This window comes from Aggregicoccus sp. 17bor-14 (assembly GCF_009659535.1).
GTDB lineage: Bacteria > Myxococcota > Myxococcia > Myxococcales > Myxococcaceae > Aggregicoccus.
This window is the reverse complement of record NZ_VJZZ01000001.1, coordinates 358,711-382,687: the sequence shown is the minus strand read 5'-3', so window position 1 is coordinate 382,687 and position 23,977 is coordinate 358,711. Positions and strand designations below refer to the sequence as shown.

The window sequence follows — 23,977 nt, the reverse complement described above, 5'->3', positions numbered from 1 at the left end:
AAAATGGAGCGTGGGATGACGGCAGACCAGATGTTGGCGGCCCTGTGGCGCCGCAGGGCTCTGGTGGGAGCCATCGCAGTGGCGGCGTTCATCATGGGAGCGGCAGTCGTGATGACCCGCCCCAACGTGTACCAGGCGACCGCCGTGGTGCGCGTGGAGCCGCAGCGGCCGGCCGAGGAGATGGTGCAGCACACCGTGAGCGAGCTCATCGAGCAGCGCCTGCTCACCGTGCGCCAGGAGCTGATGGCGCGCCCCGTGCTGCAGAAGGCCATCGAGGAGATGAACCTCTACCCGAACATCGTGAGCGAGGACGGGATCGACGCCGCGGTGGACGCCATGCGCAAGGACCTGGAGGTGCGCGTGGAGGGTGAGAACGCCTTCGAGATCACCTACTCGAGCCACGAGAAGGAGACGGCCGCCAAGGTGGCCAACCGCCTTCCCGCCATCTTCGCCGAGGAGACGCTGAAGCTGCGCCAGGCTCAGGCCGCGCGCGCCACCCAGCTCTTCCAGGACGAGATGGGCTCGCTCTCCAAGAGCGTCACCGAGTGGGAGCGCAAGATCGCCCAGTTCAAGGTGGACCACATGGGTGAGCTGCCCGAGCAGATGGAGATGAACATGCGCGGCCTGGAGCGCATCAGCCAGCAGCTGCAGACCAAGAGCGAGGAGCTGCGCATCGCCGAGGCGCGCCGCTCCGACCTGGCCCGCGCCCGCAACGCGGCGGACAGCGAGGCCGGCCGCCTCGAGCTCGCCGAGGACACCCTCACCAAGGACCTGGTCACCGCGAAGACCACCTGGACCGCGGATCACCCGGAGATCAAGCGCCTGTCCGCCGAGCTCGACGCGATGAGCGCCAAGCGCAAGGACGCCGAGAGCCGCATGTTCGCCGAGCGCGCGGAGCGCACCCGCGTGGCGCAGCTCATCACCGACATCCAGCAGAGCATCGGTGACCTGCAGAAGCAGGCCGAGACCTACCAGAAGCGCCTGGACCAGACCCCGCGCTGGGCCCACGAGCTGGGCGTGCTCAACCGCGACTACGAGATCGCCCGCACCAAGTACCAGAGCGTGGTGAGCCGCAAGGTGGAGGCCGAGCTCGCCGAGGACCTCGAGGCCAAGAGCGCCAAGAGCCTCTTCAACGTCATCTCCCCGGCCGGCGTGCCCTTCAGCCCCGCCAAGCCGGACCGCATGGGCGGCCTGATGATCAGCCTGCTCGTGGCCCTGGGCCTCGGCGTGCTCACCGGCGTGGTGATGGAGATGCGCGACGACAGTATCCGCGACAGCAGCGAGATCAAGGAGCGCCTCACGCTGCCGGTGCTCGCGGTGGTGCCGAACATGCAGGGCAAGAGCGAGCGGCGGGTGCTGATGCCCGCTCCTGCGTCCCGGAACGGAATTTCTTCCCCGGGGTCCCTGAACTAGGGCTGAAAAAATGGAGACCCGACGCTCAGTGGGCGCCGCAGGTCAGAGGGGGATGACTGTGAACCCGACGAATTCTTCGAGGAACGAGATGGATCAGACGATGGAGCGGGCGGGCAACTTCCTTCCCCGCGTGGACGAGAGCGTGACGGGGAACGAGGTGGACCGCCGTCTGGTCAGCCTCACCGCCCCGGCCTCGGCGGCGGCCGAGCAGTACCGCAGCCTCTACTATCGGCTCGAGCGCATGCGCGAGCTGCGGCCCATGAAGGTCATCGCCTTCACCAGCGCGATGCCCGGCGAGGGCAAGACGGTGTCGGCGGTGAACCTGGCGCTCGCCGCCGCGCGGGCGAACCCGGACCGCCGCATCCTGCTCGTCGACGCGGACCTGCGCCGCAGCAACGTGGGCACCGTGCTCGGCATCAAGAGCAAGCCGGGCCTCAGCGAGCTGCTCGCGGGCGAGGTCGAGGTGCGCGACGTGGTGCGCCGCTTCGCCGCCACCCGGCTGGCCATCCTGCCCGCCGGCGGCGTGCCGGAGGAGCCCACCCAGGTGCTCGCGAGCTCGCGCATGAAGCAGCTGCTCAAGGCGGTGCGCGAGAGCTTCGACGAGATCTACGTGGACCTGCCTCCCTCGCTGCCCTTCGCCGACGCGGGCATCCTCGCGCACCAGGCGGACGGCGTGCTCATGGTCATCCGCGCGAACGTGACGCCGGTGAAGGCCGTGAACCAGGCGGTGGAGCAGCTCGGGGGCGCGCCGGTGCTCGGCTGCATCCTCAACGGCGCGGAGACGCACACCACGCCGTACCTGAAGAACTACCTCAAGAAGTAGCCCTGCCGTCGCAGGGCGCTGTGCTGGAGCAGTCACCGCGCGCTCCCGGAGGGGCTCCTTCCGGGGGCGCGCGGCGCAAGGGGCGGTCGGTTTGCATCGGGTGTGGGTGTAGGGCGGGTAGGAGGGGTTTCGAGTGCTTCGCGTTTTCCATCACTACTTCTCGGCCAGGAAGCTGGCCTTCTTTCTCGCAGAGAGCTCGGCCATCGCGCTCGCGTGCCTCATCGGCGCGGTGGGGCTGGCGGCGGCGCTCGCCCCGGCGGGTGAGCCCCTGCAGTGGCACCACTTCGCGCCGGCGCTGCTGATCCTCAGCGCGGCCTTCGTGGCCACCTTCCAGTTCACGCTGTACCTGCTGGATCTCTACGACTTGCGCGTGGCCACCGAGGACCGCCGCCGCGGCTACCGCTTCCTCAAGGCGGCCGGAGCGACGGCCGTGGTGGTGGGCGTGCTGATGATGCTCGTCCCGCTGCTCGTGCACGTGAGCATGCCGCCGGGGGCGCTCCTGGGCGGGGCGATGGGCGCGCTCGCCGGCACCCTCACGGTGCGCGCCGCGATGCACGCGGTGGTGGGCGAGCCCGCGCGCGTGCTGGTGGTGGGCAACGGCGTGAAGGCGCGCCAGGTGGCGCTCGCGATCGAGGAGGGCGGCGAGGACAGCTTCCGCGTGGTGGCCATGGTGGACCCGCGCACCGCGAGCGAGAGCATCGACGCGACGGCGGAGCGCCTCGGCGCCGAGTACGTGGTGCAGGCCGCGGACGACATGCGCGGCGTGAACTGGATGGAGGCGCTGCTGCGCTGCCGGCTCAACGGCCTGCGCGTCTACGACGCCATCGGCTTCTGCGAGCGCGTGCTGCGCCGCATCCCGGTCGCGCACCTGCGCGCGAGCGACTTCGCCTTCGCGGACGAGCTCACCGTGTCGCCCCTGCGCCGCGGGCTCAAGCGCGCCTTCGACATCGCGGTGTCCAGCGTGCTGGTGCTGCTCGCCGCGCCCTTCCTCCTGCTGGTGGCGGTGGCCATCAAGCTGGACTCCAAGGGCCCGCTCTTCTACCGGCAGGAGCGCACGGGGCTCGCCGGGCGCAGCTACTTCCTCTGGAAGTTCCGCAGCATGCGCACGGATGCGGAGAAGGACGGCGCGGTGTGGGCCAAGGCCAACGACGACCGCGTCACCCGCGTGGGGCGCTTCATCCGCAAGACGCGCATCGACGAGATCCCCCAGGTGTTCAACGTGCTGCTCGGGGACATGAGCTTCGTGGGCCCGCGCCCCGAGCGCCCCGTGTTCATCGAGCAGCTCAAGAAGCAGATCCCCTTCTACGGCCTGCGCGAGGCGGTGAAGCCGGGCATCACCGGCTGGGCGCAGATCCGCTACCCCTACGGGGCCTCGGTGGAGGACTCGCGCAACAAGCTCGAGTTCGACCTCTACTACGTGAAGAACGGGAGCCTGTTCCTGGACATCGGGATCATCTTCCACACCGTGCGCCACGTGCTGCTGGCGCGAGGGGCGCGGTAGGCCCGGCGGTTGCAGTGAGCAGGAGCGTGCCCCTGGGGGCCAGGGCACGCGCAGGGCAGGACAGAGGGCAGGGCGGGGTGGGTGGGCTGTAAGGCTGTAAAGGGCGGCGGGCAGGGGGACGGACATGTCAGGGTTGCACTCGGAGATTCCACTGAACGGGCTGCACGACGCGCTGGAGCGCGCCGCGCGGGAGGAGCAGCAGCGCAACGAGCTGCTCAACCGCCCGCTGGAGCAGCGCCCCACGCAGATCGTCGCCATGGGCGGCGGCACGGGGCTGCCCATGGTGCTGCGGGGGCTGGCGCGCCGCGCCGAGCCGCGGCTGGGGGAGCCGGGACTGGACATCACCGCGGTGGTGGCGATGAGCGACGACGGCGGCAGCAGCGGCCGGCTGCGCCGCGACCACGGCGCGCTGCCGCCGGGCGACATCCGCAACTGCCTCGTGGCGCTGGCGGGTGGGAAGAAGAGCGCCCTGGGCGAGGTGTTCCAGTACCGCTTCGGGGGTGCGAAGGGGCTCGCGGGCCACGCGGTGGGGAATCTCCTGATCGCCGCGCTCGCCGAGCTCAAGGGGGACTTCCTCGAGGCGGTGCGCCTGAGCGGGGAGCTCTTGGGCGCCAAGGGGCAGGTGCTGCCCAGCACGCTCGCACCGGTGCAGCTGGTGGCCCAGATGGAGGACTTCACCGAGGTCGTGGGCGAGCGGGCGATCGCGCGCGCCCAGGGCCGCGTGCGCCGGGTGAGCCTCAGCCCGCGCAGCCCCCCGCCGGTGGACGGGCTCATCGAGGCCATCCACAGCGCGGACCTCATCACCATCGGCCCCGGCTCGCTCTACTCGAGCGTGCTGCCCAACCTGCTGGTGGACGGGGTCGCGCGCGCGCTCAAGGAGACGCGGGCGCTCAAGGTGATGGTGGCCAACCTCATGACCCAGCCGGGCGAGACGGACGGCATGGACTGCCTGGATCACGTGCGCGCGGTGCTGGATCACGTGGGCCCCGTGCTGGACGCCGTGCTGGTCAACGGCACCGTGCCGGAGCCCGAGGCCATCCGCCGCTACGCGCGCCGCGGCGCCTTCCCGGTGACGGTGGACCGCCGCGCCCTCATCAGCGCGGGGGTGATCCCGGTCGAGGCGGACCTGCTCAAGGAAGGGTCCAAGATCCGACACGACAGCCGCAAGGTCGCGCGCTGCCTCCTGAAGATGGCGCGCAGCGGCTTGTAGCCGCCCGGGCCCATCCCCACCTTGGGCCCGCCCTGCGCGAGCGGCGCGGAGCGGGCCTTTCCGAAGTCACAGCACCTGGAGAAGCGGACAAAGACATGGAAGCCCTTCAGCTGAGCGCCCCGCAGGAAGCCGCCGCCCCCGCGCCCCAGGCGCGCGTGCAGGTGGTGACCGACCGGGCCGCCTTCATGGCCCTCGAGCCCGAGTGGAACGCGCTGGTCTCCCAGACGGGTGACGAGCTCTTCTACCGCCACGAGTTCCTGCGGGTGTGGCTGGACAACTTCGCCCCCGGCGCGCAGCTGCGCGTGCTCACCCTGCGTGAGCCGGACGGGAGCCTCTCGGCCGCGCTGCCCCTGCTGCTCGAGAAGAGCAACATGTACGGCGCCCCGGTGCGCCAGCTGGTCTCCGCGGCGAACCCGCACTCCTGCCGCTTCGACGTCGTGGCGCGCGAGCCCGAGGCCGCGGCGCAGGCCTTCCTCGCGCACCTGCGCCAGGACCGCGGCTGGGACGTGCTGCGCCTCAACGACGTGCCCGAGGGCGGCGCGGGCTGGCAGCTGCACGCGGCGGCCGCCAGGGCGGGGCTCGCCACCGGCAGCTGGGAGTCTCTGCAGTCGCCGTACTTCCCACTCCCTGCCCGCCACGACGCCTTCCTCGCCACGCTGCAGTCCAAGTTCAAGGCCAACTGCCGCCGCCGCCGCAAGAAGCTGGAGGAGCGCGGGCAGGTGCGCTTCGAGCGCTACGACGGCGGCGTGGAGCTGGACGCGAAGCTGGAGGAGGGCTTCGCCCTGGAGGCGAGCGGCTGGAAGGGCCAGCGCGGCACCGCCATGGCGCAGGACGTGCGCACGCGCGGCTTCTACACGGAGCTCGCGCGCGAGAGCGCCCGCAACGGCCGCCTCACGCTCTACTTCCTGCGCCTGGACGACCGCGCCGTCGCCTTCCAGTTCGGCCTCACGCACGGCGAGCGCTACCTGCTGCTCAAGCCCGGCTACGACGAGCGCCTGAAGGAGTGCAGCCCCGGCCAGCTCCTGATGGAGGAGGCCGTGCGCGACTGCATCGCGCGCGGGGTGCGCGAGTTCGACTTCCTGGGGCCGGACATGGTGTGGAAGCGCGACTGGACGGACAAGGTCCGCCGCCACACCTGGCTCTACCTGTTCAACGACACGGCCTTCGCGCGCGCGCTGTGCACCGCGAAGTTCCGCTGGGCTCCTGCCGCCAAGGAAGCGGCGAAAGAGGTGGTGTCGCGATGGAAGAAGTGAAGAGCAACGCCGGGCGCATGTTCGTTCCGTCCCTGCCGACGCTGTGGCCCAGCATGCTGCTCGCGCGCAAGGACGTGGGCGGCTTCCTGCCCTTCGCCTCGCCGTCCGTGCGCTACTTCTACTTCGCGCGCAACGCGGTGTGGCTCACGGTGAAGATGCTGGGGCTGGACCAGGGTGGGGGAGAGGTCCTGGTCCCCGCCTACCACCACGGCGTGGAGATCGAGGCGCTGGTGGACGCCGGCGTCACCCCGCGCTTCTACCGCGTGGGCAGCCGCTGGGACGTGGACCTCGCGGACGTGGAGCGGCGCATCGGTCCGAAGACGCGCGCGCTCTACCTCATCCACTACGCGGGCTTCCCGGGCCCCGCGGCCGAGATGCGCGCCCTCGCCGACAAGCACGGGCTGCCCCTCATCGAGGACTGCGCGCTGTCCTTGCTCTCCTCGGACGGCACCGTGCCGCTGGGCAGCACGGGTGACGTGGGCATCTTCTGCCTCTACAAGACCCTGCCGGTGCCCAACGGCGGCGCCATGGTGATCAACGGCCCGCGCCAGTACAGCGTGCCCGAGCCGCCCGCGCCTCCCACCACCAGCACCTTCAGCCACACGGTGGGCTCGCTGCTGCAGAACCTCGAGCTGCGCGGCGGCAGCGTGGGCCGCGCGCTGCGCGCCGCCATCCGCGGGGTGGGCCGGGGCACGGTGAAGGCCGCGAGCATCGAGCGCGTGGCCACCGGCACCCAGCACTTCAACCGCAAGCACGTGGACCTGGGCATGAGCCCGCTCACCAAGCGCATCGCGCTCGCGCAGGACCTGGCGAGCGTGGTGGAGCAGCGGCGGCGCAACTACTTCTACCTGCTCGCGCGCCTGCGCGACGTGTCCCCGCCGCTCTTCAACCAGCTCGCCCCCGGCGTCTGCCCGCTCTTCTACCCGATGGTGGTGGAGAACAAGCCCGCCCTGCTCGAGAACCTGCGCGCGCGCGGCATCGACGCCATCGACTTCTGGAAGTACTTCCACCCCGCCTGCAACGCCTCCGAGTTCCCGGAGGTCGCCGAGCTGCGGCGCACGATCCTGGAGATTCCCTGCCACCAGGACTTCGGTCCTGACGAGATGGCGCAGATCGCCGACGCCGTGCGCGACGCGCTGGTGCAGACCCGTCCCCAGCGCTCGCGTGCCGGCTGAGCCGCCCCCGGCGTCGTCGCTGGGGGAGCCTGTTTCCAACTGGAGCAACACCGTGATCCGAGAAGCCGACCTGACGCCCTCGCCGCAGCCGCAGCCGCACACCTCCCAGTGGTTCGAGGTGACCAGCGTGCGCAGCGGCGCCGACTTCGCCGCCCTGCGCGGCGAGTGGGACGCGCTGCTGGATGCGAGCGACGCGGGGCCCTTCAACGCCTGGGAGTGGCTGTATCCCTGGTACCGGCGCATCGCCATGGACCGCCAGCCCTTCGTGCTGGTGGCGCGCGACCGCCGTGGCAGCCTCGCGGGGCTGATGCCGCTCGCGCTCGAGACGCGCAAGGTGCTGGGGCGCAGCGTGCGCCGGCTCGCCTTCCTCGGCGAGACGCACGTGGGCAGCGACTACCTGGACGTGGTCGCGCGCCGCGGCGAGGAGGAGCCCGTCACCCGGGCCTTCATCAGCCAGCTGCGCGAGCTGCGCGCCGAGTGGGACGTGCTGGACCTCCTCGACCTGCGCGAGGGCTCGCTCACGGTGAAGCTCCTGCAGGAGGCCTTCGGCGCAGACGTCGTCCGCGTGAGCGAGCGCTACGTGTGCCCCTTCGAGACGCTGGACCCGAAGGAGCCCTTCGACGCCTTCCTCAAGCGCACGGGGCGCCGCGACAACTACCTGCGCCGCCGCAAGTGGCTCGAGAAGCAGGAGGGCTACCGCATCGAGAAGACCGAGTCGCCGGGCGCGCTCGCCGCGCCCATGACGGACTTCTTCCGCCTGCACGCGATGCGCTGGGCGGGTGACGGCGGCTCGCAGGGCATCAAGGGCGCGGGCGTGGAGGCCTTCCACCGCGACGCCACCGGGCTGCTCGCCGAGCGCGGCCGGCTGCGCATGTACACGATGAAGGTGGGCGGCCAGGCCGTGGCCAGCGTCTACGGCATCCTGCACAGGGGCAGCTTCATCTACTTCCAGTCCGGCTACGACCCCGCCTGGCGCAACAAGAGCGTGGGCCTGGTGCTGGTGGGCGAGACCTTCAAGGACGCCTTCGCGGCCGGGATGACCGAGTACGACTTCCTGCGCGGCACCGAGACCTACAAGTCCGACTGGACGAGCCAGCAGCGGCGCACCGTGGCAGTGCGCGTGCACGCGGCGAAGGGCGCGGGCGCGTGGTTCACCCGCCACGAGGAGGCCGCCCGCACCGCGCGCAACGCGGTGAAGCGCGTGCTGCCGGAGAACCTGGTGGAGCGCGTGCGCCGCTTCCGGCGCAAGCTTGCGGCGGTGAAGTAGGGCGCGCCTGCTAAGGTGGCAGGTCCCTACGCAAGGACCTGCCGATGCGCGCCCACCTCGCCCTGCTCTTCGTCCTCCTGCCCTCTCTGGCGGCCGCCTCCCGCCTGCCAGAGACCGTCGTCCCCGAGCACTACACGCTCTCGCTCGCCCCGGACATGGCGACGGGCGCGCTCGAGGGGAAGGAGACGGTGCGCCTGCGCATCGCGAAGCCCACGCGCAGCGTCGTGCTCAACGCGGTGGGGCTCACCTTGCGCGACGTGGCCGTGACGGCCGGCGGCCAGCGCCAGCAGGGCAGCGTGAAGGTGGACGCGGCGGCCGAGACCGTCACCCTGAGCTTTCCCAAGGCGCTGGCAGCAGGGGAGGCGGAGCTCTCGCTCGCCTTCAGCGGCCGCGTGCGCGACGACCTGCGCGGCCTGTACTTCAGCAAGAGCCCTCGCCGGAAGTACCTCGCCACCCAGCTGGAGGCGACGTACGCGCGCATGGTGTTCCCCTGCTTCGACGCGCCTGCGTTCAAGGCGACCTTCGACCTCTCCGTCGTCGCGGACGCGGGCGACACCGTCATCTCCAACGGCAAGCTGGTGAAGGACGAGCCGGGCCCGCAAGCCGGCAAGCACACGCTGACCTTCTCCACCTCGCCGCGCATGTCCACGTACCTGGTGGCCATTGCCGCGGGTGACTTCCAGTGCCTGGAGGGCGAGTCGGACGGCACGCCGCTGCGCGTGTGCGCGGTGCCGGAGAAGGTGCAGATGGGGCGCACGGCGCTCGAGCTCACGCGCACCTTCATCCCCTTCTTCAACCGCTACTTCGGTATCCGCTACCCCTTCGGCAAGCTCGATCAGGTGGCGATGCCCGACTACGAGTGGGGCGGGATGGAGAACACCGGCGCCATCTTCTACAAGGAGCGCGCGCTGCTGCGCGACGAGAAGACCATGACGGTGAGCGCCAAGCGCGGCCTCGCCTCGGTGGTGGCGCACGAGATGGCGCACCAGTGGTTCGGCGACCTCGTCACCACGCGCTGGTGGAACAACATCTGGCTCAACGAGGGCTTCGCCACCTGGATGGCGCGCAAGCCCGTGCAGGCGTGGGATCCGAAGTGGGATCAGGCCCTCGAGGCCGCGCTGGATGCGGCCGGTGTCGCGGAGGTGGACTCGCTCTCCACCACCCGCCCCATCCTCGCCAATGGCGAGACCCCGGGAGAGATCAAGGAGCTGTTCGACGGCATCGCCTACCAGAAGGGCGCGGCGGTGCTCGGCATGCTCGAGGCCTACCTCGGGCCGGACACCTTCCGTGACGGCGTGCGGGCCTACCTCGCGCGCTACCAGAACGGCAACGCCACGGCGGAGGATCTCTGGACGGAGCTCACCCGCGTCTCGAAGAAGCCCGTGGACCGCATCATGAAGAGCTACGTCACCCAGGCGGGCCTGCCGCGCATCGCCGTGCGGAATCGCTGCGAGGGCGACCGCACGAAGGTGACGCTGCGCCAGCAGCGCTTCCTCTCGAACCCGGGCTCCGCGCCGAAGGGGGCCTCCGCCGAGCTGTGGCAGGTGCCGGTGTGCCTGCGCAGCGGCAAGGAGGGGGCGCCGCAGTGCGAGCTGCTGCGCCAGCGCGAGCAGACCTTCTCCGTGCAGGGCTGCCATCCGTGGGTGTTCGCGAATGCCGGCGCGAGCGGCTTCTACCGCACCCGCTACGCTCCCGAGGCGCTGCGCGCGCTGTCGGGCGAGGTGATGAGCGCGCTGAGCCCCGCCGAGCGCATCGTGCTGCTGCAGGACCAGTGGGCGCTGGTGCTCGCGGGGGACGGCGAGGTCTCCGAGGTGCTGCAGCTCGCCGCGGGCATGGAGGCGGAGCGGCGGCGCGCCGTGTGGGAGGTGCTGCTCGAGCGCATCGGCTTCGTGGGCGAGTACCTGGTGGCCCCGGCGCAGCGCCCTGCCTTCGACCGCTGGGTGCGCGCGCGGGTGACGCCGGCGCTGAACGAGCTGGGCTGGGAGCCGAAGCCCGGCGAGCCGGATGACGCGCGCGACCTGCGGGCGCGGCTCTTCGGCGCGCTTGCCGGCGCAGGGGACGAGGCGGCCATCGCGCGGGCGCGAGCGCTCACCCAGCAGGCGATGAAGGCGCCGGCCTCGCTGGATCCCAGCCTCGCGGGCGTGGCGGTGGGCATCGCGGCGCGCTACGGGGACGCGGCGCTCTTCGAGGCCTTCCAGGCCCAGCAGCAGCGCGCGGGCAGCCCCGAGGAGGCCTTCCGCTACCTGATGGCGCTCACGCGCTTCCGCGACCCGGCGCTGGTGGAGCGCGCGGTGGCCCTCCTCCGCTCGCCCACCCTGCGCAGCCAGGACCTGCCCTCGTACACCGGGGCGTTGCTGAGCAACCCGGCCTCGCGCGATCAGGCCTGGGCGGCGATGAAGGCGGACTGGGCGCGCCTGAGCAGCCAGGTGACCTCGTTCGGCGGCGGCGGCGCGGTGGGCGCACTCGGCGCCTTCTGTGACGCCGCGGCCGCGCGCGACATCGAGGGCTTCTTCGCGAGCCACCCGGCTCCGGGCGCCGAGCGCACCCTCAAGCGCAGCCTGGAGTCCATCTCCCAGTGCGCGGCGCTCAAGGCGCGGCAGCAGGCGCCGCTCGCGCGCTGGCTGGACACCGCCTCTCCGTAGCGCTCCCTCTCCTCCGGGGGAAGGGCACGGCCGCTACGAGAGCTCCACCTCGACGAGCAGCTCGCTCTTCGGCGGGAGGATGCCGAGCACCCGCCGGCGCAGGAACGAGAGCTGATCGTCCAGCACGTCCGGGCGCCGGTACATCTCGAAGTGGCCGGTGTCGTAGCGGCGCAGCTCCAGCTTCGGGGCGCGCTGCGCCGCGCGCACGGCCGCCTCCGGAGGAACGGTGAGGTCCCGGTTCGCCACGGCCATGAACAGGGGCACACCGAGCCGTCCTGCCGCTCCGCCCGGGTTCTCGAAGGGCACGTGCAGCAGCAGCCGCGCGGCGAGCCGGTTCACCCAGCGCGAGTCCGCGCTCGAGGTGATGGACGCATAGCCCGGCATCGCCTCCTCCGAGGTGAGCAGCGCGAAGGTGCCCGGCTCCCCCACCGCGGGCACGTAGAGCGGCGCCCGCCCGAACAGCGCGCGCAGCCCGTCCAGCACCGCGAGCCCCGCGGCGCGCAGGAGCACCCGCAGCGGCGTGATCCGCAGGTTCGCGAGCCCGTTGACGAAGGGGGCGATCGAGACCACGGCGGCCACGTCCGCGTCCTGCTCGCCCACGGCGAGCACGTGGCCGCCCGAGAAGGAGAAGCCCCACAGCACCAGCCGCTCCGCGTCCACGAAGGGCAAGGTGCGCGCGTAGGCGAGCGCCGCGCGGTAGTCCTCGCGCTGCCGCGCAATGTCCAGCAGCTCCCGGGGCTCTCCCTCCGAGTCGCCGAAGTGCCGGTAGTCGAAGAGCAGCGCGGCGAAGCCCTCGCGCGCGAAGGCCTCGGCGAAGCGGGGGAGGGCGTCGTTGCGGGTGAGGGTGAAGCCGTGGGCCATCACCACGCAGGGCAGGGGACCGGGCTTCGCCGTGGGCCGGTACAGCCACGCGGCGCAGCGCTCCGCGCCCGAGGCGAAGTGCACCTCGCTGCGGGTGAACGGCGCCTCGGTGGGTCCCCGGTCCATGCGCCCCCTGTCTAGCGTCCGAGCTGCTGGCGCAGCCGCGCGATCGCCTGGGCCACCTGGGGCGGCCGTTGGTCCCGCGGCACCTCCACGCTGAAGCGCTCGAAGTACGCGAGCGCGTCCGCCTTCTGCCCGCGCTGCTGTGCGATGGCGCCGAGGAAGAGCAGCGCCTCCTGTGCGTCCGGGTAGAGGTCCACCAGCTCGCGCAGCTCCTTCTCGCCGCCCTCGCCGTCACCGCTGATGGCGCGCAGCACGCCGCGGTGCACGCGCGACTCCACGTGGAAGGGGTCCACCGCGAGCGCGCGGTTCGTCACCCGCAGGGCCTCGTCGTACACCTCGCGGCGGATGAGCTCGTGGCCCACCAGCGCCGAGGTCTCCAGGTCCCCCGGGTTCTCGCGCAGCCGCTCGCGCGCCGCGGTGAGCTCCGCGTCGTCGCTCTGGCCCGCCGCGGCGCTGCCGCCCGGGGCGCCCTGGCCCTGCATGGGACCGGCTCCCGGAGGCGTGCGGCCGGTCATCACCCCCTGCTCGTCGCGCTCGCGCTGCTCGGAGACGAGCACGTAGCTCAGCGCGCCGAAGAACAGCACGATGCCCGCGCCCCACAGCGCGCCGCGCAGCTGCGGCCGATCCGCGAGGAAGCCTCCCGGCGCCGCGGCAGCCGGCGCAGGAGCCTGCGCGCGCGCAGCGGCCACCGGCGCCCGCGCGACCGCGTCCCGCTCGCGCAGCACCGCCGCCGCCTCGTGCTCGAGCCGGCTGCGCTCCTGGGCGTACTGCTCGGCGGGCAGGTGGTGCTGCTCCGTGGAGAGCTCCTTGAGCTGCTCGAGCAGCCCCTGGTAGCGCCGCTCCAGGTCCGCGAGCCCCGGCCCCGCGCCGGCGCTCTCGGGCGCCGCGGCGCCCCCGGCGCGGCGGGTGAAGAGCAGGTAGAGGGAGGCCGCCACGAACACCAGCCCGAGCACCACGAGGCCCGGAATCCAGTTGGTCTGCTGTGTCATCGCTCGAGGTCCCGGCGCACGGCCTGGAGGTAGGGGTCCTCGGCCTCGGCCGGGACGGGAGTGGAGGAGGGCGAATGCGGGGCTGCAGCGGGCTCGGGGGCGCGGCGCACCTGGCGGAGGATCACGAAGGCGCCCACCAGCAGCAGCACCCCGGGGCCGAGCCAGACGAAGAGGTTGAAGCCCTCGGCCTTGGGCTGCAGCAGCACCCACTCGCCGTAGCGCGCGACGAAGTAGTCGCGCACCTCCTGGTCGTTCTTCCCCTCGGAGACGAGCTCGCGCACCTTGTCCAGCTGGGCGCGCGCCATGGAGGACGGGCTGTCGGTGATCGAGAGGCCCTGGCACACCGCGCAGCGCAGCTCCTTGCCCAGCTTCTGCACGCGCTGCTCCAGCGGCGGGGCGAGCGGCTGGCTTCCGGCCTGCTGCGGCGCGTACTGGCCCGCGGCGAGGCCGAGCGCGAGCGTGAGGGGAAGGAGGAGGCTCATGGGGTACGTCCTACTGCTTGCGCCGGTGCCTTGCACCGGGAAAGCCCCGGGCGGGGCCGATGGGGGAGCTGGCGTCGCGCGCTCCACTGCGCGCCTCAGCGCGCCGGAGCGGCTGCAGGCTCGCGCAGCGCCCTCACGGCGGCCTCCAGGGTGTCCGGATCGATGGGCCCCACGTGCTTGCCGCGGATGATGCCATCCGCGTCGATGAAGTAGGTCTCGGGCACGCCCGCGACCCCGTAGTCCACCGCCATCTGCGAGCGGGGGTCCACGAGCTGGGTGAAGCTCTCGCCGTGGCGGCGCAGGAAGGCGCGGGCGTTGTCGTCCGTGTCCTCGAAGATGACGCCGAGGAAGCGCGCGTCCTGGCCCAGCTTGCGCGCGCCCCACTCGAGCACCGGGTGCTCGCCCTCGCAGGGCCCGCACCAGGACGCCCAGAAGTTGAGCACCACCGGCTGGCCCTTGAGGGCGGCGAGGCTCACCGTCTCACCGGTATTCAGCGCCTTGAGGGTGAAGGCGGGAGCGGGCTTGCCCTGCATCATGAAGGGCACCTCGTGCGGGTCGCGCCCGAAGCCCTTCCACAGCACCACGAGCAGCGCCACGCTCACGACGGCGAGCCCCACGGGCAGCTTCCACCTCATGCGGCCCCCCGCTCGGCCGAGGCCGAAGGCACGGAGGCGACCTGGGCACCGGCGCTCCCGGCCGCGCTCGTGCGCGCCCGGCGCGAGGGCCACAGCGAGATGAGCGAGCCGAGCACCAGCAGCGGGATGCTCCACCAGATCCAGCTCACCAGCGGGAACACCCACGCGTTGAAGCTCGCCGTGGCGCCGCCCTCGCTGAAGGCGAGCAGCGACACGTAGAGGTCCTCGCCCGGGTGGTCGCGCACGGCGGGGCTGCCCACCGGGTCGGTCATCCGCTCGTAGTAGTTCATCCGCGGCGCGAGCGGCTCCACCTTGCCGCCCGGCGTGGTCACCTCGAGCTTCGTGGCCACGAAGGTGCGCCGCGGCTCCCGGCCGCTGGTGAGCCCCAGGTACTTCACGCTGTAGCCGCCGATGGCGAAGCTCTGCCCCTCGCGCACGGTGGCCGTGGCGTGGGTCACGTACGAGCTGCTCGCGGCGACGGCCACGATGATGAGCACGATGGCCAGGTGCACGATGTACCCGCCGAAGCGGCGGCGCGCCTTGGTGGCGCTGCCGAAGAGCGCCCCCACCAGCCCCTCCTTGCGCTCGCGCATCCGCACCCGGACGGGCAGGGCAAGCTCACGCAGGGTGACGAGGGTGACGAAGCCCGCGAGGCCGAAGGTGAGCAGCGGGTAGAAGCCGCGCAGCCCCGCCGCGTAGCAGGCCGCCGTCACCGCGAGCCCCACCAGCGAGGGCACCACGAACTGCCGGCGCACCGTGGCCGGGTCCGAGCTCCCCCAGGGGAGCATGGGCCCCACGCCCATCAGGAAGAGCACCGCGATGCCGCCGGGCACCGCCATCTTGTTGAAGTAGGGCTCGCCCACGCTCACGCGCACGCCGCGCACCGCCTCGCTGATGAGCGGGTAGAGCGTGCCGATGAGCACCGTGAAGGTGATGGCCACGAACACCAGGTTGTTCACCAGGATGCTGGCCTCGCGGCTCGCGAGGCTCTTCACGTAGCCCTCGGCCACGAGCAGGTGTCCGCGCGCCGCGAGCAGCGCGATGCACACCACCAGCAGGAAGGCGATGAACACCAGGAAGGTGGGGCCGATCTCCGACTGGGTGAAGGAGTGCACCGAGTTGAAGATGCCCGAGCGGGTCATGAAGGTGCCCAGGATGGTGAGCACGAAGCTCGCCAGCGCGAGGCTGATGGTCCAGAGCTTCAGCATGCGCTTGCGCTCCTGCACCATCGTCGAGTGGATGAACGCGGTCGCCGTGAGCCACGGCAGGAAGCTCGCGTTCTCCACCGGATCCCACGCCCAGTAGCCGCCCCAGCCCAGCACCGCGTACGCCCACCAGCTGCCCAGGATGATGCCCACGGACAGGAAGGTCCACGCGATGAGCGTCCAGCGCCGCAGGGGGGCCATCCAGCTCTCGCGCAGCTCGCCTCCCAGCAGCGCTGCCACGGCGACCCCGAAGGGCACGGTCATGCCCACGTAGCCGAGGTAGAGCATCGGCGGGTGGATCACCATGAGGAAGTGGTTCTGCAGCAGCGCGTTGGGGCCCGGCCCGTCCGGCGGGACCGGGCTCACCGCGCTCCACGGGTTCGCCGGCCCCGCGATGAGGAAGGCGAAGAAGATGCCCACCCCGAGCATGGTGCCCAGCGCGAGCGTGAGGTGGCGCGGCTCCTCGCGGCGGCTCGCCAGCATGAAGGCGAGCACGTAGCTGCCCATGATGAGGCCCCAGAAGAGGATGGAGCCCTCGAGCGCGCTCCACAGGCTCACCACCGTGTAGAGCAGGGGCGTGGCCCGGCTGCCCACCTGCGCCACGTAGCGCACGCTGAAGTCGTGGGTGACGAGCGCGTGCACCATGGTCAGGTTGCTGCCCGCCATGCACAGGAAGAAGCCCCACACGCAGGCGCGCACCCAGCGCAGGCTGCCCGTGCTGCGGCGCATGCCGGCCGTGAGCCCCACGATCGCGCCGAAGGTCGCGAACGCGAGCCCCGCGAGGATGAGGCCGTAGCCCACCAGCCCGTTCAAGGCTTGCCCCCCGGACCGCCGCTGATGCCCTCGCCGGGGGCGCCATTGGACGCGGTCTTCTCCGGCTCCAGCGTCTGGTACAGCTTCTTCACGTCGTCGCTGTTCTTGGGCGCCCGGTACTCGTTGGAGTGGTTCACCATCAGCCGGTTGGAGCTGAAGACGTGCGAGGCGTCATAGGTGCCCTCCACCACCACGCCGATGCGCTCGCGGAACATCTGCGGCGGCACCTCCGTGCTGCGTACCAGCACGCTCGCGGCGCTCGGCTCGAGCCCCTGCGCCACGCGGAAGGTGAGCGAGGTGTGGGTCTCGTCCCAGTGGATGCTGCCCGGCTGCACGAGGCCGCCCAGACGCACCGTGGCCCCGTACGCGTCCTCGCCCTTGGCGAGCATCTCCGAGGGGCTCCAGTAGTAGACGAGGTTGTCGCCAATCTTCCCCAGCGACACGAAGGCGAGCCCCGCCGCGGCGACGAGCAGCGCGCCGAGCGCGAGGAGGCGGTTGCGGGTGGTGGGCTTCATCGCCGGCTTCTTCTCCGATTCCATGGCCGTCACTTCCCCGAAGGCCCGCGGTTGCCAGCGGGCGGAAGGTCCTGCGTGCGCGGGCGGCGCACCCAGAGCGAGAGCGCGTAGAGCGCGAGCCCCGCCCAGGCCACGCCGTACGCGCGCCCCACGAAGTCCCAGCCGCCCACGATGCGGCCCACGCCCACGCGCGAGGCGGCATCCGCCGCCTGGGCGAGCAGCCCCGAGGAGAGCACCGAGGCAACCGAAGCAAGGGGCATCATGCGACCTCCCGGGGGTGCGGCGCGCTGGGCAGCGCGTCTGGCAGGGCCACCTCGGCCTCGCGCTCGCGCAGGGCAATCCAGTAGCGGATGAGGACGAACGCGCACACCAGCGCGAGGAAGCCGAAGGCGTTCACCCGCAGGGGCAGCACCATCTGCGGGTCCACGGTGCGCGGGCTGCTCTGCACCTGGTGCAGGCTGCGCCACCAGCGCACGCTGAACCAGACGATGGGCAGGTTCACGAAGCCGATGATCCCCACCACCGCGCTCCACACCGCGCGCCGCTCCGGGTCCTCCACGAAGCGGCGCAGCGCGAGGTAGCCCGTGTAGGTGACGATCATGATCGCCTCCGCGGTGAGCCGCGGATCCCACGACCAGTACACCCCCCACGTGGGCTTGCCCCAGATGGAGCCGGTGACGAGGCCCAGCGTCGCGCACACCAGGCCCACCTCGGCCGAGGCCTCCGCGAGCGCGTCCGTGCGCCAGCTCGCCTTGAAGAGGTAGGCGAGCGCGCAGCCGAAGTTCAGCGTGAGCAGCAGGCAGGCCATCCACTGCAGCGGCACGTGCACGTACATGATGCGCTGCACGTCGCCCATCTCGCGGTCGGGCGGCGCCCACGCGAGCCCGAGGTAGTGGCCCACCACCAGCAGCACTGCGGCCAGTGCCCCCAGCACCCAGACGGTCTTGGATTTGCCCATAGGTTTGGCCCTTCGGTCCCTAGTCCTCGATCACCCGGGGGAACAGCACGAAGCCCAGGCTCCAGTATATCAGATTGAAGCCCGCCAGAAGCTTGAGCCATGAGCTCAGCTGATTCATCGGGTCACCCTGGAGGACCAGGTTGGTGGCCTTGGCGGCGGCGAGGAGCGCCGGGATGATCAGGGGGAAGAGTAACAGCGGCAGGAGCACGTCCCGCGCGCGGGCGTTGCTCGCGATGGAGGCGTACACGGTGCCCGGCGCGCTGAGCCCCATACAGCCGAGCAGAAGGGTGAGACCCAGGGGCAACAGCCCGAGCGTGATCTTCACTCCGTAGAGCGCCGCCATCACCGGCACCAGCAGCACCCCGAGCACCACGAGCAGCAGCCCGTTGCCCAGCGCCTTGGACAGGAAGATGGCGCGCGCGTCCGCCGGGGTGAGCCGCAGGCCATCCAGGCAGGCGTTCTCCTGCTCCACCCGGAAGCTCTCGCCCAGCGCGAGCACGCTGGCGAAGAGGATGGCGAGCCAGAGGTAGCCGCCCGCGTTGCGCTCCAGCAGGCGCGTGTCCGGCCCCAGCGCGAACGAGAAGAGCAGCAGCGTGGCGAGCGAGAAGAACACCAGCGCGTTGAGCCGCGCGCGGGTGCGCCACTCGATGAGCAGGTCCTTGCCCAGCAGCGCGAGCGTCGTGCGCGCGAGCCCCACTCCCTGGCGCGGCGCGCTCACGCGGCCACCGCCCGGCCGTCCTGCAGGTGCAGCCGCTCCTCGCACAGCGCGAGGCCCTGCTCCACCAGGTGCGTGGCGAGCACCACCGTGACCCCCTCCTGCTTCAGCTGCCCGATGATCTCCTCCATCGCCGCGATGCCCGCGGGGTCCAGCTCCCCGAAGGGCTCGTCCAGGAGCGCGAGCGAGGGCCGCTTCATCAGGAGCCGCGCGATGGCGAGCCGCTTGCGCATGCCCGCGGAGAACTGGCGCACCGGGCTGTCCGAGCGCTGGGTGAGCCCCACCCGGGTGAGCAGCCCCTGCGCGGCGTCTCGCGGGGAGGGCAGGCCCAGCAGCCGCGCGAACACCGTGAGGTTCTGCTCCGCGGTGAGGTCCTCGTACAGGAAGCTCGCGTGGCTCAAGAGCGCCACCTCGCGCCGCACCTCGTCCCGCGCGCCCACGCTGTCCTTGCCCAGCACCTCCACCCGGCCCGCCGTGGGGCTGAGCGCCGTGGCCACCAGGCGCAGCAGCGTCGTCTTCCCCGAGCCGTTGTGCCCGGTGAGCAGCAGCGAGCGCCCCGCGGGCAGCGCATAGCTGAGCCGCGCGAGCGCCCAGCGGCGCCCGTAGCGCTTGCTCACGTCGTGCAGCGCGAGCGCCGGCACAGCGTCAGGGGAAGGGGGAGGGGGCATGGAGGCCCGCGTAAGTAGCCGGAAATCGCCGCGTTCACCAGCGGACTCGGCACCCCCGCGCCCCCCGGCGGCGCACAGGGAAGGGTGGAGCCGCTCGGGTGGAAAGTTTTTCAGCAGGTAGGCCTGCTCGCCCCGGGAGCGGCGGATCGGCTCGCCCAGAGCGTTGGAAGATCAGGCGCTTGGCGCGCGCGCCGCTGGCACCGGGGCTGCAACGGAGCGCCGCCAATCCACAGGGCGCGTCAGGGCACGCGCGGGGGTCGGGACGGGTATGTCGGGTTCGATGCTGATTCGTCGGGTGGTGAAGGGCGCGGCCGCGGGCTTCATGCACTACAGCGGGGTGCGCAGCGCCATGGCGAAGTGGCGCCGCAGCCAGTCCGGCGGGCGGCGCATCCTCATCGTCAGCTACCACCGCGTGGTGAGCGACTTCACCGGCGAGCTGCAGCGCTCCATCCCCGGGCTGCTCATCTCCCAGGAGACCTTCCAGAAGCACCTCGAGGAGGCGGCGGCCGCCGGCTACGACTTCGCCAGCATCGGGGACGCGGTGGACGTGATGGCGGGCCGGCGCACGGCGAAGAAGGACCTGTGCGTGGTGACCTTCGACGACGGCTACCGGGACGTGTACCGCTACGCCTACCCGGTGCTGAAGAAGCTGGGCGTGCCGGCCATCACCTATCTGCCCACGGCGTTCATCGGCACGGATCGCCGCTTCAACCACGACCGGCTCTTCCACCTCGTGCGCAAGATGCAGGAGCGCAAGAACCGGCCCTTCTTCGACACGCTGCCCGCCGCGGCCGCCGAGCTCCTGCAGCCCATCCTCTCCGGGCACAAGAGCGCGAGCGCCACGCTGGACGACTTCATCGAGGTGCACCCCGGCTCCACGCTCACCGAGGTCATCGACGCGCTCGAGCAGCAGCTGGGCGGCGACCCGGACCTCACCCCCGAGCAGGGCGACATCATGAACTGGGACGAGGTGCGCCGCATGCACCGCGACGGCTTCGAGTTCGGCGCCCACACGCTGGGCCACACCGTGCTCACGCTGGAGAGCACCGAGTCCGTGGAGCGGGAGATCGGCGAGAGCAAGCGCACCATCGAGCGCGAGCTGGGCTGCCGCGTGCAGGACTTCGCCTACTGCAACGGCTGGTACTCGGACGAGATCATCCGCGTGCTGCAGGCGCAGGGCTTCCGCTCCGCCGTCACCACCGAGGACGTGCCCAACCGCATCGGCGGGGACCCCTTCGCCCTCAAGCGCAAGGTGCTCTGGGAGAACTTCAGCCTCGGCATGCTCGGCGACTACTCGCCGAGCCTCACTACCTGCCAGCTCGACGACTGCTTCGGCGTGCTCGGCATGAGCAGCCCGGTGCTCGGCAAGCGCCCGCACCAGGCGCGCGGCCTGAGCGCCTCTCTCGCGGCGCAGACGCTGCGCGCCGCGGCCGCCGCCAACAACCTGCCCAAGGAGAACCCGTGAAGGACCGTACAGCCCCCGCGAGTGCCGGAGGCGGAAGCTTCCTCGGCAAGGCGGGGCCCCTGGTGCTCGCCCGGCTCTTCACCGCCGGACTGACCCTCTCCATCCCCCTGGTGCTCGCGCGGGTGCTGAACCTGAGCGAGTACGGCACGTACTACCAGCTCTTCCTCATCGCCACGACGCTCTACTACGTGCTGCCCTTCGGGGTGGTGCAGAGCCTCTACTACTTCCTGCCGCGCGCGGAGGCGAAGCGCCCCTTCCTCGGGCAGACGCTGCTCTTCATGACCGCCGCGGGGCTCGTGGGCGGGCTCGGGGTGGTGGCGGCGCTCTCGCCCGTGGCCGCGTGGTTCTCCAACCCCGCGCTGCTCAGCTTCCGCGCGCCGCTCGCGCTCTACACCGCGCTGCTCATCGGGGCGATGCCGCTGGAGGTGAGCCTCACCAGCCAGGGCCGCACGCGCGAGAGCGCGCTCGTGTACCTGGCCTCGGACGCGGTGCGCGCCGGCGTGATGGTGGTGCCCTGTCTGCTGGGCTTCGGGCTGCACGGGCTGATGTGGGCGGTGGCGGGCTTCGCGCTCGCGCGCTACCTGGCCACCTGGGCGCTCACCCTGCGCAGCAGCACCGGGCCGCTGTTCAGCCCGCAGCTGATGCGCGCGCAGCTCGCGTACGCGGCCCCCTTCGGCGCGGCGATGCTGCTCAGCGTGCCGCAGCAGAACGCGCACCTGTACATGGTGGCCGGCGCCGTGGCCCCGGCGCTCTACGCGCTCTACCGCGTGGGCTGCTTCCAGCTGCCGGTGGTGGACCTGCTCTACACCCCCACCAGCGAGGTGCTGATGGTGCGCCTCGGCGAGCTGGAGAAGGAGGGGAGGCTCGACGAGGCAGTGGACGCCTTCAAGGAGGCCGCGGGCAAGCTCGCCTTCGTGTTCCTGCCCTTCGCCGCCTTCCTCTTCGCCGCCGCGCCCGAGTTCATCGGGGCGCTGTTCGGCCAGAAGTTCCTGCCCGCGGTGCCCATCTTCCGCGTCAGCGTGCTGGGCGTGGCGCTCGCGGTGCTGCCCATGGACGGCGTGCTGCGCGCGCGCGGCTTCACCCGCGCCATCTTCCTCTCGTACCTGACCAAGGCGCTCGTCACGCTGCCGCTCGTGTACCTGGGCGTGCGCCACTTCGGGATGTCCGGCGGCATCGCCTCGTGGGCGCTCGCGGAGGTGGTGGGCAAGGCCACGCTGCTGATGCCCCTGCCGCGCGCGCTCTCCACGCCGGAGCGCCCGCTGCACCTGCGCGACGTCATCCCCTGGCGGCAGCTGGGCCAGGCGGGGCTCTCGGCCGCCGCCGCCGCGCTGGGCGTCACGCTGCTGCGGCTCTTCCTGGGGCACGCGTACCTCGGCCTGCCCACGGGCTTCGTGTGGCGCGCGCTGCCGCTCGCGGTGGCCGGCATCCTGTTCGCCACGGGCTACGTCGCCGTCCTGCACGCGACAGGCGTGCGGCTGCTCGCGCTGATCGCGAACGTGAGGCTGCGCCGCGCAGCGTGAGGGGTAGGGAACGGCACTTCCCACCGGCGTGGGAGGTACCTAGCTTGGCCACGACCCAACGGGGGCCGTGGGTCTTTGGGCCAGAGGTCGAGGGGACGGGGGAAGAGGGCGATGGGCGTGGACGCGATGACGCTGTACCGGGCCGCACGGCGGCTGCATCTCAAGAACATCCCGGTGCTGCCGGACCTGCTGCGCAAGGCGATCTACTACCTGCACAGCTCCTCCATCCCGCAGGACGCGGACATCGGCGAGGGCACGCAGCTGGGCTACGGAGGCATCGGCGTGGTCATCCACAAGGCGGCCCGCATCGGGCGCCAGTGCCTCATCTCGCAGCAGGTCACCATCGGCGGGCGCTCGGGCCTCGAGGGCGCGCCGGTCATCGGCGACTACGTGCGCATCGGCGCCGGGGCGAAGATCCTCGGCAACATCACGGTGGGGGACTTCGCCGTGATCGGCGCGAACGCGGTGGTGGTGAAGGACGTGCCCCCGGGCGCGGTGGTCGCAGGAGTCCCCGCGCGCGTGCTGCGCCGGGAGCCGGACCCGCTCGCCAGCTACCAGCGGGACATGGGGCTCGCCCCCCAGCCGCCGCCGCCCACCAAGACGCCCACCCACATCCAGTAGGCAGCGGTCCGAGACCGGAGAACCACACACCATGCGCGTGCTCCTCGTGGGGGACTACCCCCCGCCTCATGGCGGGGTCGCGGTCCACGTCCAGCAGCTCCATCGATTTCTTCGCAGCCGCGGCGTCGAGGCGAAGGTGCTCGACATCGGGAAGGGTGGCCGGCCGGATCCGGACGTCCTCCCGGTGCGCACGCTCGCCCAGTACTCGCTGCGGCTCGCGGGGTTCTTGCGCGCCGGGTGGACGGTCCACGTCCACACCAGCGGAAACAACCCGAAGTCCTGGGTGCTCGCCGCCACGGCCGGCATCCCGGGCCCGCGCGCTCCGCGCGTCATCACCCTGCACTCGGGGCTCCTGCCGGGCTACCTCGCGGCCTCCGCGGCGCGCCGGGCCTTCGCGCGCGCCGCGCTCGCGGGCTACGACCGGGTCATCGCCGTGTCGGACGCGGTGAAGGCCGCCCTGGTGGACGCCGGCGTCCCCGAGCGCAAGGTGCAGGTGGAGCCAGCCTTCTGCGCCTCGCAGGTGCGCCCCGGCGCCGCCACCCCCGAGGTGGAGGCCGCCCGCGCGCGCCGCACGCCGCTCATCGCCATGGCGCACCACCCCTCGCCGGTGTACGGCCGCGCGCTCGCCTTCCGCGCGCTGCGCCTCGTGGCCGAGCGCCACCCGGACGTGGGGCTCGCGCTCTTCGGCCCGGGCATCGGCACGGACGACTTCGTGCGCGACGTGCGCGAGGCCCGCGTCGCCTCCCACCTCGAGCTGCTCGGCGAGCTCGCCCACGACCAGGCCCTCGCGCTCATCTCCCGCTCGGACGTGTTCCTGCGCCCCACCACGCACGACGGGGACGCCATCTCCGTGCGCGAGGCGCTCACGCTGGGGGTCGCCTGCGTGGCCTCGGACGTGTGCACCCGGCCGGCGGGAACGATCACCTTCGCCAACAATGATCCTGCGGCCCTCGCGGCTGCCGTGGAGCGGGCGCTCACCGGCGCCCGGGCGCAGGTCGCCTCGCCGGACGCCGGGCCCGTGCTGCTCGCGCTCTACGCGCAGCTCGCGGGGCTGCCTCCGCCTGCGGCCGACCACGCCGCCGCAGCCTGAACCCTTCTCTGGACCTTTCTCGCCTTCGCTACA

At 71.9% G+C, this 23,977-nt stretch carries 22 protein-coding genes; 12 read left to right on the top strand and 10 right to left on the bottom strand.

Annotated elements, in window-relative coordinates; genetic code table 11:
* Positions 1 to 3: 3 nt before the first annotated feature.
* The 8 genes from FGE12_RS01735 to FGE12_RS01700 all read left to right on the top strand — a co-directional run bounded on the left by FGE12_RS01735 (position 4) and on the right by FGE12_RS01700 (position 11,284).
* Complete coding sequence (locus FGE12_RS01735; protein WP_153864443.1) at positions 4 to 1,413, top strand: Wzz/FepE/Etk N-terminal domain-containing protein; 1,410 nt, start codon at positions 4 to 6, stop codon at positions 1,411 to 1,413.
* An 88-nt stretch (positions 1,414 to 1,501) separates the two neighbouring features.
* A complete protein-coding gene (locus tag FGE12_RS01730) occupies positions 1,502 to 2,236 on the top strand; it encodes a CpsD/CapB family tyrosine-protein kinase (protein ID WP_153864442.1) in 735 nt (244 codons plus the stop codon).
* A gap of 133 nt (positions 2,237 to 2,369) precedes the next feature.
* Positions 2,370 to 3,737, top strand: coding sequence for a sugar transferase (locus FGE12_RS01725; RefSeq protein WP_194797466.1), 1,368 nt, complete (start codon positions 2,370 to 2,372; stop codon positions 3,735 to 3,737).
* Between the two features lie 124 nt (positions 3,738 to 3,861).
* Positions 3,862 to 4,947 (top strand): gluconeogenesis factor YvcK family protein, encoded by a 1,086-nt coding sequence (gene yvcK / locus FGE12_RS01720; RefSeq protein ID WP_153864441.1) that lies wholly within the window; start codon positions 3,862 to 3,864, stop codon positions 4,945 to 4,947.
* 95 nt (positions 4,948 to 5,042) lie between these two features.
* Positions 5,043 to 6,200: a GNAT family N-acetyltransferase gene (locus FGE12_RS01715; RefSeq protein ID WP_153864440.1), complete on the top strand. Its 1,158-nt coding sequence runs from the start codon at positions 5,043 to 5,045 to the stop codon at positions 6,198 to 6,200.
* Positions 6,188 to 7,375, top strand: a complete 1,188-nt coding sequence (locus FGE12_RS01710) for a DegT/DnrJ/EryC1/StrS family aminotransferase (protein ID WP_153864439.1) — start codon at positions 6,188 to 6,190, stop codon at positions 7,373 to 7,375. Before FGE12_RS01715 ends, FGE12_RS01710 begins: the two co-directional genes overlap by 13 nt.
* A 52-nt stretch (positions 7,376 to 7,427) precedes the next feature.
* Positions 7,428 to 8,642, top strand: coding sequence for a GNAT family N-acetyltransferase (locus FGE12_RS01705; protein WP_194797465.1), 1,215 nt, complete (start codon positions 7,428 to 7,430; stop codon positions 8,640 to 8,642).
* A 44-nt stretch (positions 8,643 to 8,686) separates the two neighbouring features.
* Positions 8,687 to 11,284, top strand: a complete 2,598-nt coding sequence (locus FGE12_RS01700) for a M1 family metallopeptidase (RefSeq protein ID WP_153864438.1) — start codon at positions 8,687 to 8,689, stop codon at positions 11,282 to 11,284.
* A gap of 33 nt (positions 11,285 to 11,317) precedes the next feature.
* Here FGE12_RS01700 and FGE12_RS01695 read toward each other — a convergent pair whose 3' ends face one another.
* From FGE12_RS01695 to ccmA, 10 genes are all read right to left on the bottom strand, one after another.
* Entirely contained in the window at positions 11,318 to 12,271 is a 954-nt protein-coding gene (locus FGE12_RS01695) for an alpha/beta hydrolase (RefSeq protein ID WP_153864437.1), read from the bottom strand.
* Positions 12,272 to 12,282: 11 nt separating this feature from the next.
* A complete protein-coding gene (locus FGE12_RS01690; RefSeq protein ID WP_153864436.1) occupies positions 12,283 to 13,257 on the bottom strand; it encodes a tetratricopeptide repeat protein in 975 nt (324 codons plus the stop codon).
* A complete protein-coding gene (locus FGE12_RS01685) occupies positions 13,254 to 13,739 on the bottom strand; it encodes a cytochrome c-type biogenesis protein (RefSeq protein WP_153864435.1) in 486 nt (161 codons plus the stop codon). Before FGE12_RS01685 ends, FGE12_RS01690 begins: the two co-directional genes overlap by 4 nt.
* A 95-nt stretch (positions 13,740 to 13,834) precedes the next feature.
* Positions 13,835 to 14,374, bottom strand: a complete 540-nt coding sequence (locus tag FGE12_RS01680) for a redoxin domain-containing protein (RefSeq protein ID WP_153864434.1) — start codon at positions 14,372 to 14,374, stop codon at positions 13,835 to 13,837.
* Entirely contained in the window at positions 14,371 to 16,392 is a 2,022-nt protein-coding gene (locus tag FGE12_RS01675; RefSeq protein WP_153864433.1) for a heme lyase CcmF/NrfE family subunit, read from the bottom strand. The genes FGE12_RS01680 and FGE12_RS01675 overlap by 4 nt, the downstream gene beginning before the upstream one ends.
* Entirely contained in the window at positions 16,389 to 16,907 is a 519-nt protein-coding gene (locus tag FGE12_RS01670; protein ID WP_153864824.1) for a cytochrome c maturation protein CcmE, read from the bottom strand. The genes FGE12_RS01675 and FGE12_RS01670 overlap by 4 nt, the downstream gene beginning before the upstream one ends.
* A gap of 29 nt (positions 16,908 to 16,936) precedes the next feature.
* Positions 16,937 to 17,170: a hypothetical protein gene (locus tag FGE12_RS01665; protein WP_228530496.1), complete on the bottom strand. Its 234-nt coding sequence runs from the start codon at positions 17,168 to 17,170 to the stop codon at positions 16,937 to 16,939.
* Positions 17,167 to 17,865 (bottom strand): cytochrome c biogenesis protein CcsA, encoded by a 699-nt coding sequence (gene ccsA / locus FGE12_RS01660; protein WP_153864432.1) that lies wholly within the window; start codon positions 17,863 to 17,865, stop codon positions 17,167 to 17,169. The genes FGE12_RS01665 and ccsA overlap by 4 nt, the downstream gene beginning before the upstream one ends.
* 19 nt (positions 17,866 to 17,884) lie before the next feature.
* The gene (locus tag FGE12_RS01655; RefSeq protein WP_194797464.1) at positions 17,885 to 18,583 is read right to left on the bottom strand and encodes a heme exporter protein CcmB; all 699 of its coding nucleotides are present in this window, start codon (positions 18,581 to 18,583) and stop codon (positions 17,885 to 17,887) included.
* Positions 18,580 to 19,248 (bottom strand): heme ABC exporter ATP-binding protein CcmA, encoded by a 669-nt coding sequence (gene ccmA / locus FGE12_RS01650; RefSeq protein ID WP_153864431.1) that lies wholly within the window; start codon positions 19,246 to 19,248, stop codon positions 18,580 to 18,582. The genes FGE12_RS01655 and ccmA overlap by 4 nt, the downstream gene beginning before the upstream one ends.
* 349 nt (positions 19,249 to 19,597) lie before the next feature.
* Here ccmA and FGE12_RS01645 point away from each other — a divergent pair, with 349 nt between their 5' ends.
* From FGE12_RS01645 to FGE12_RS01630, 4 genes are all read left to right on the top strand, one after another.
* Positions 19,598 to 20,713, top strand: coding sequence for a polysaccharide deacetylase family protein (locus FGE12_RS01645; RefSeq protein WP_153864821.1), 1,116 nt, complete (start codon positions 19,598 to 19,600; stop codon positions 20,711 to 20,713).
* Positions 20,710 to 22,233 (top strand): lipopolysaccharide biosynthesis protein, encoded by a 1,524-nt coding sequence (locus tag FGE12_RS01640; RefSeq protein ID WP_370458848.1) that lies wholly within the window; start codon positions 20,710 to 20,712, stop codon positions 22,231 to 22,233. Before FGE12_RS01645 ends, FGE12_RS01640 begins: the two co-directional genes overlap by 4 nt.
* A 111-nt stretch (positions 22,234 to 22,344) precedes the next feature.
* Complete coding sequence (locus tag FGE12_RS01635) at positions 22,345 to 22,854, top strand: serine O-acetyltransferase (RefSeq protein WP_153864430.1); 510 nt, start codon at positions 22,345 to 22,347, stop codon at positions 22,852 to 22,854.
* A gap of 31 nt (positions 22,855 to 22,885) precedes the next feature.
* Positions 22,886 to 23,944 (top strand): glycosyltransferase family 4 protein, encoded by a 1,059-nt coding sequence (locus FGE12_RS01630; protein WP_153864429.1) that lies wholly within the window; start codon positions 22,886 to 22,888, stop codon positions 23,942 to 23,944.
* The last annotated feature ends 33 nt before the right edge of the window (positions 23,945 to 23,977 follow it).

Coding starts and splice junctions, on each gene's coding strand:
- FGE12_RS01735 (WP_153864443.1), top strand. CDS start 4: ATGGAGCGTGGGATGACGGCAGACCAGATGTTGGCGGCCCTGTGGCGC.
- FGE12_RS01730 (WP_153864442.1), top strand. CDS start 1,502: ATGGATCAGACGATGGAGCGGGCGGGCAACTTCCTTCCCCGCGTGGAC.
- yvcK (WP_153864441.1), top strand. CDS start 3,862: ATGTCAGGGTTGCACTCGGAGATTCCACTGAACGGGCTGCACGACGCG.
- FGE12_RS01715 (WP_153864440.1), top strand. CDS start 5,043: ATGGAAGCCCTTCAGCTGAGCGCCCCGCAGGAAGCCGCCGCCCCCGCG.
- FGE12_RS01710 (WP_153864439.1), top strand. CDS start 6,188: ATGGAAGAAGTGAAGAGCAACGCCGGGCGCATGTTCGTTCCGTCCCTG.
- FGE12_RS01700 (WP_153864438.1), top strand. CDS start 8,687: ATGCGCGCCCACCTCGCCCTGCTCTTCGTCCTCCTGCCCTCTCTGGCG.
- FGE12_RS01695 (WP_153864437.1), bottom strand. CDS start 12,271: ATGGACCGGGGACCCACCGAGGCGCCGTTCACCCGCAGCGAGGTGCAC.
- FGE12_RS01690 (WP_153864436.1), bottom strand. CDS start 13,257: ATGACACAGCAGACCAACTGGATTCCGGGCCTCGTGGTGCTCGGGCTG.
- FGE12_RS01685 (WP_153864435.1), bottom strand. CDS start 13,739: ATGAGCCTCCTCCTTCCCCTCACGCTCGCGCTCGGCCTCGCCGCGGGC.
- FGE12_RS01680 (WP_153864434.1), bottom strand. CDS start 14,374: ATGAGGTGGAAGCTGCCCGTGGGGCTCGCCGTCGTGAGCGTGGCGCTG.
- FGE12_RS01670 (WP_153864824.1), bottom strand. CDS start 16,907: ATGAAGCCCACCACCCGCAACCGCCTCCTCGCGCTCGGCGCGCTGCTC.
- FGE12_RS01665 (WP_228530496.1), bottom strand. CDS start 17,170: ATGATGCCCCTTGCTTCGGTTGCCTCGGTGCTCTCCTCGGGGCTGCTC.
- ccsA (WP_153864432.1), bottom strand. CDS start 17,865: ATGGGCAAATCCAAGACCGTCTGGGTGCTGGGGGCACTGGCCGCAGTG.
- ccmA (WP_153864431.1), bottom strand. CDS start 19,248: ATGCCCCCTCCCCCTTCCCCTGACGCTGTGCCGGCGCTCGCGCTGCAC.
- FGE12_RS01645 (WP_153864821.1), top strand. CDS start 19,598: ATGGCGAAGTGGCGCCGCAGCCAGTCCGGCGGGCGGCGCATCCTCATC.
- FGE12_RS01635 (WP_153864430.1), top strand. CDS start 22,345: ATGGGCGTGGACGCGATGACGCTGTACCGGGCCGCACGGCGGCTGCAT.
- FGE12_RS01630 (WP_153864429.1), top strand. CDS start 22,886: ATGCGCGTGCTCCTCGTGGGGGACTACCCCCCGCCTCATGGCGGGGTC.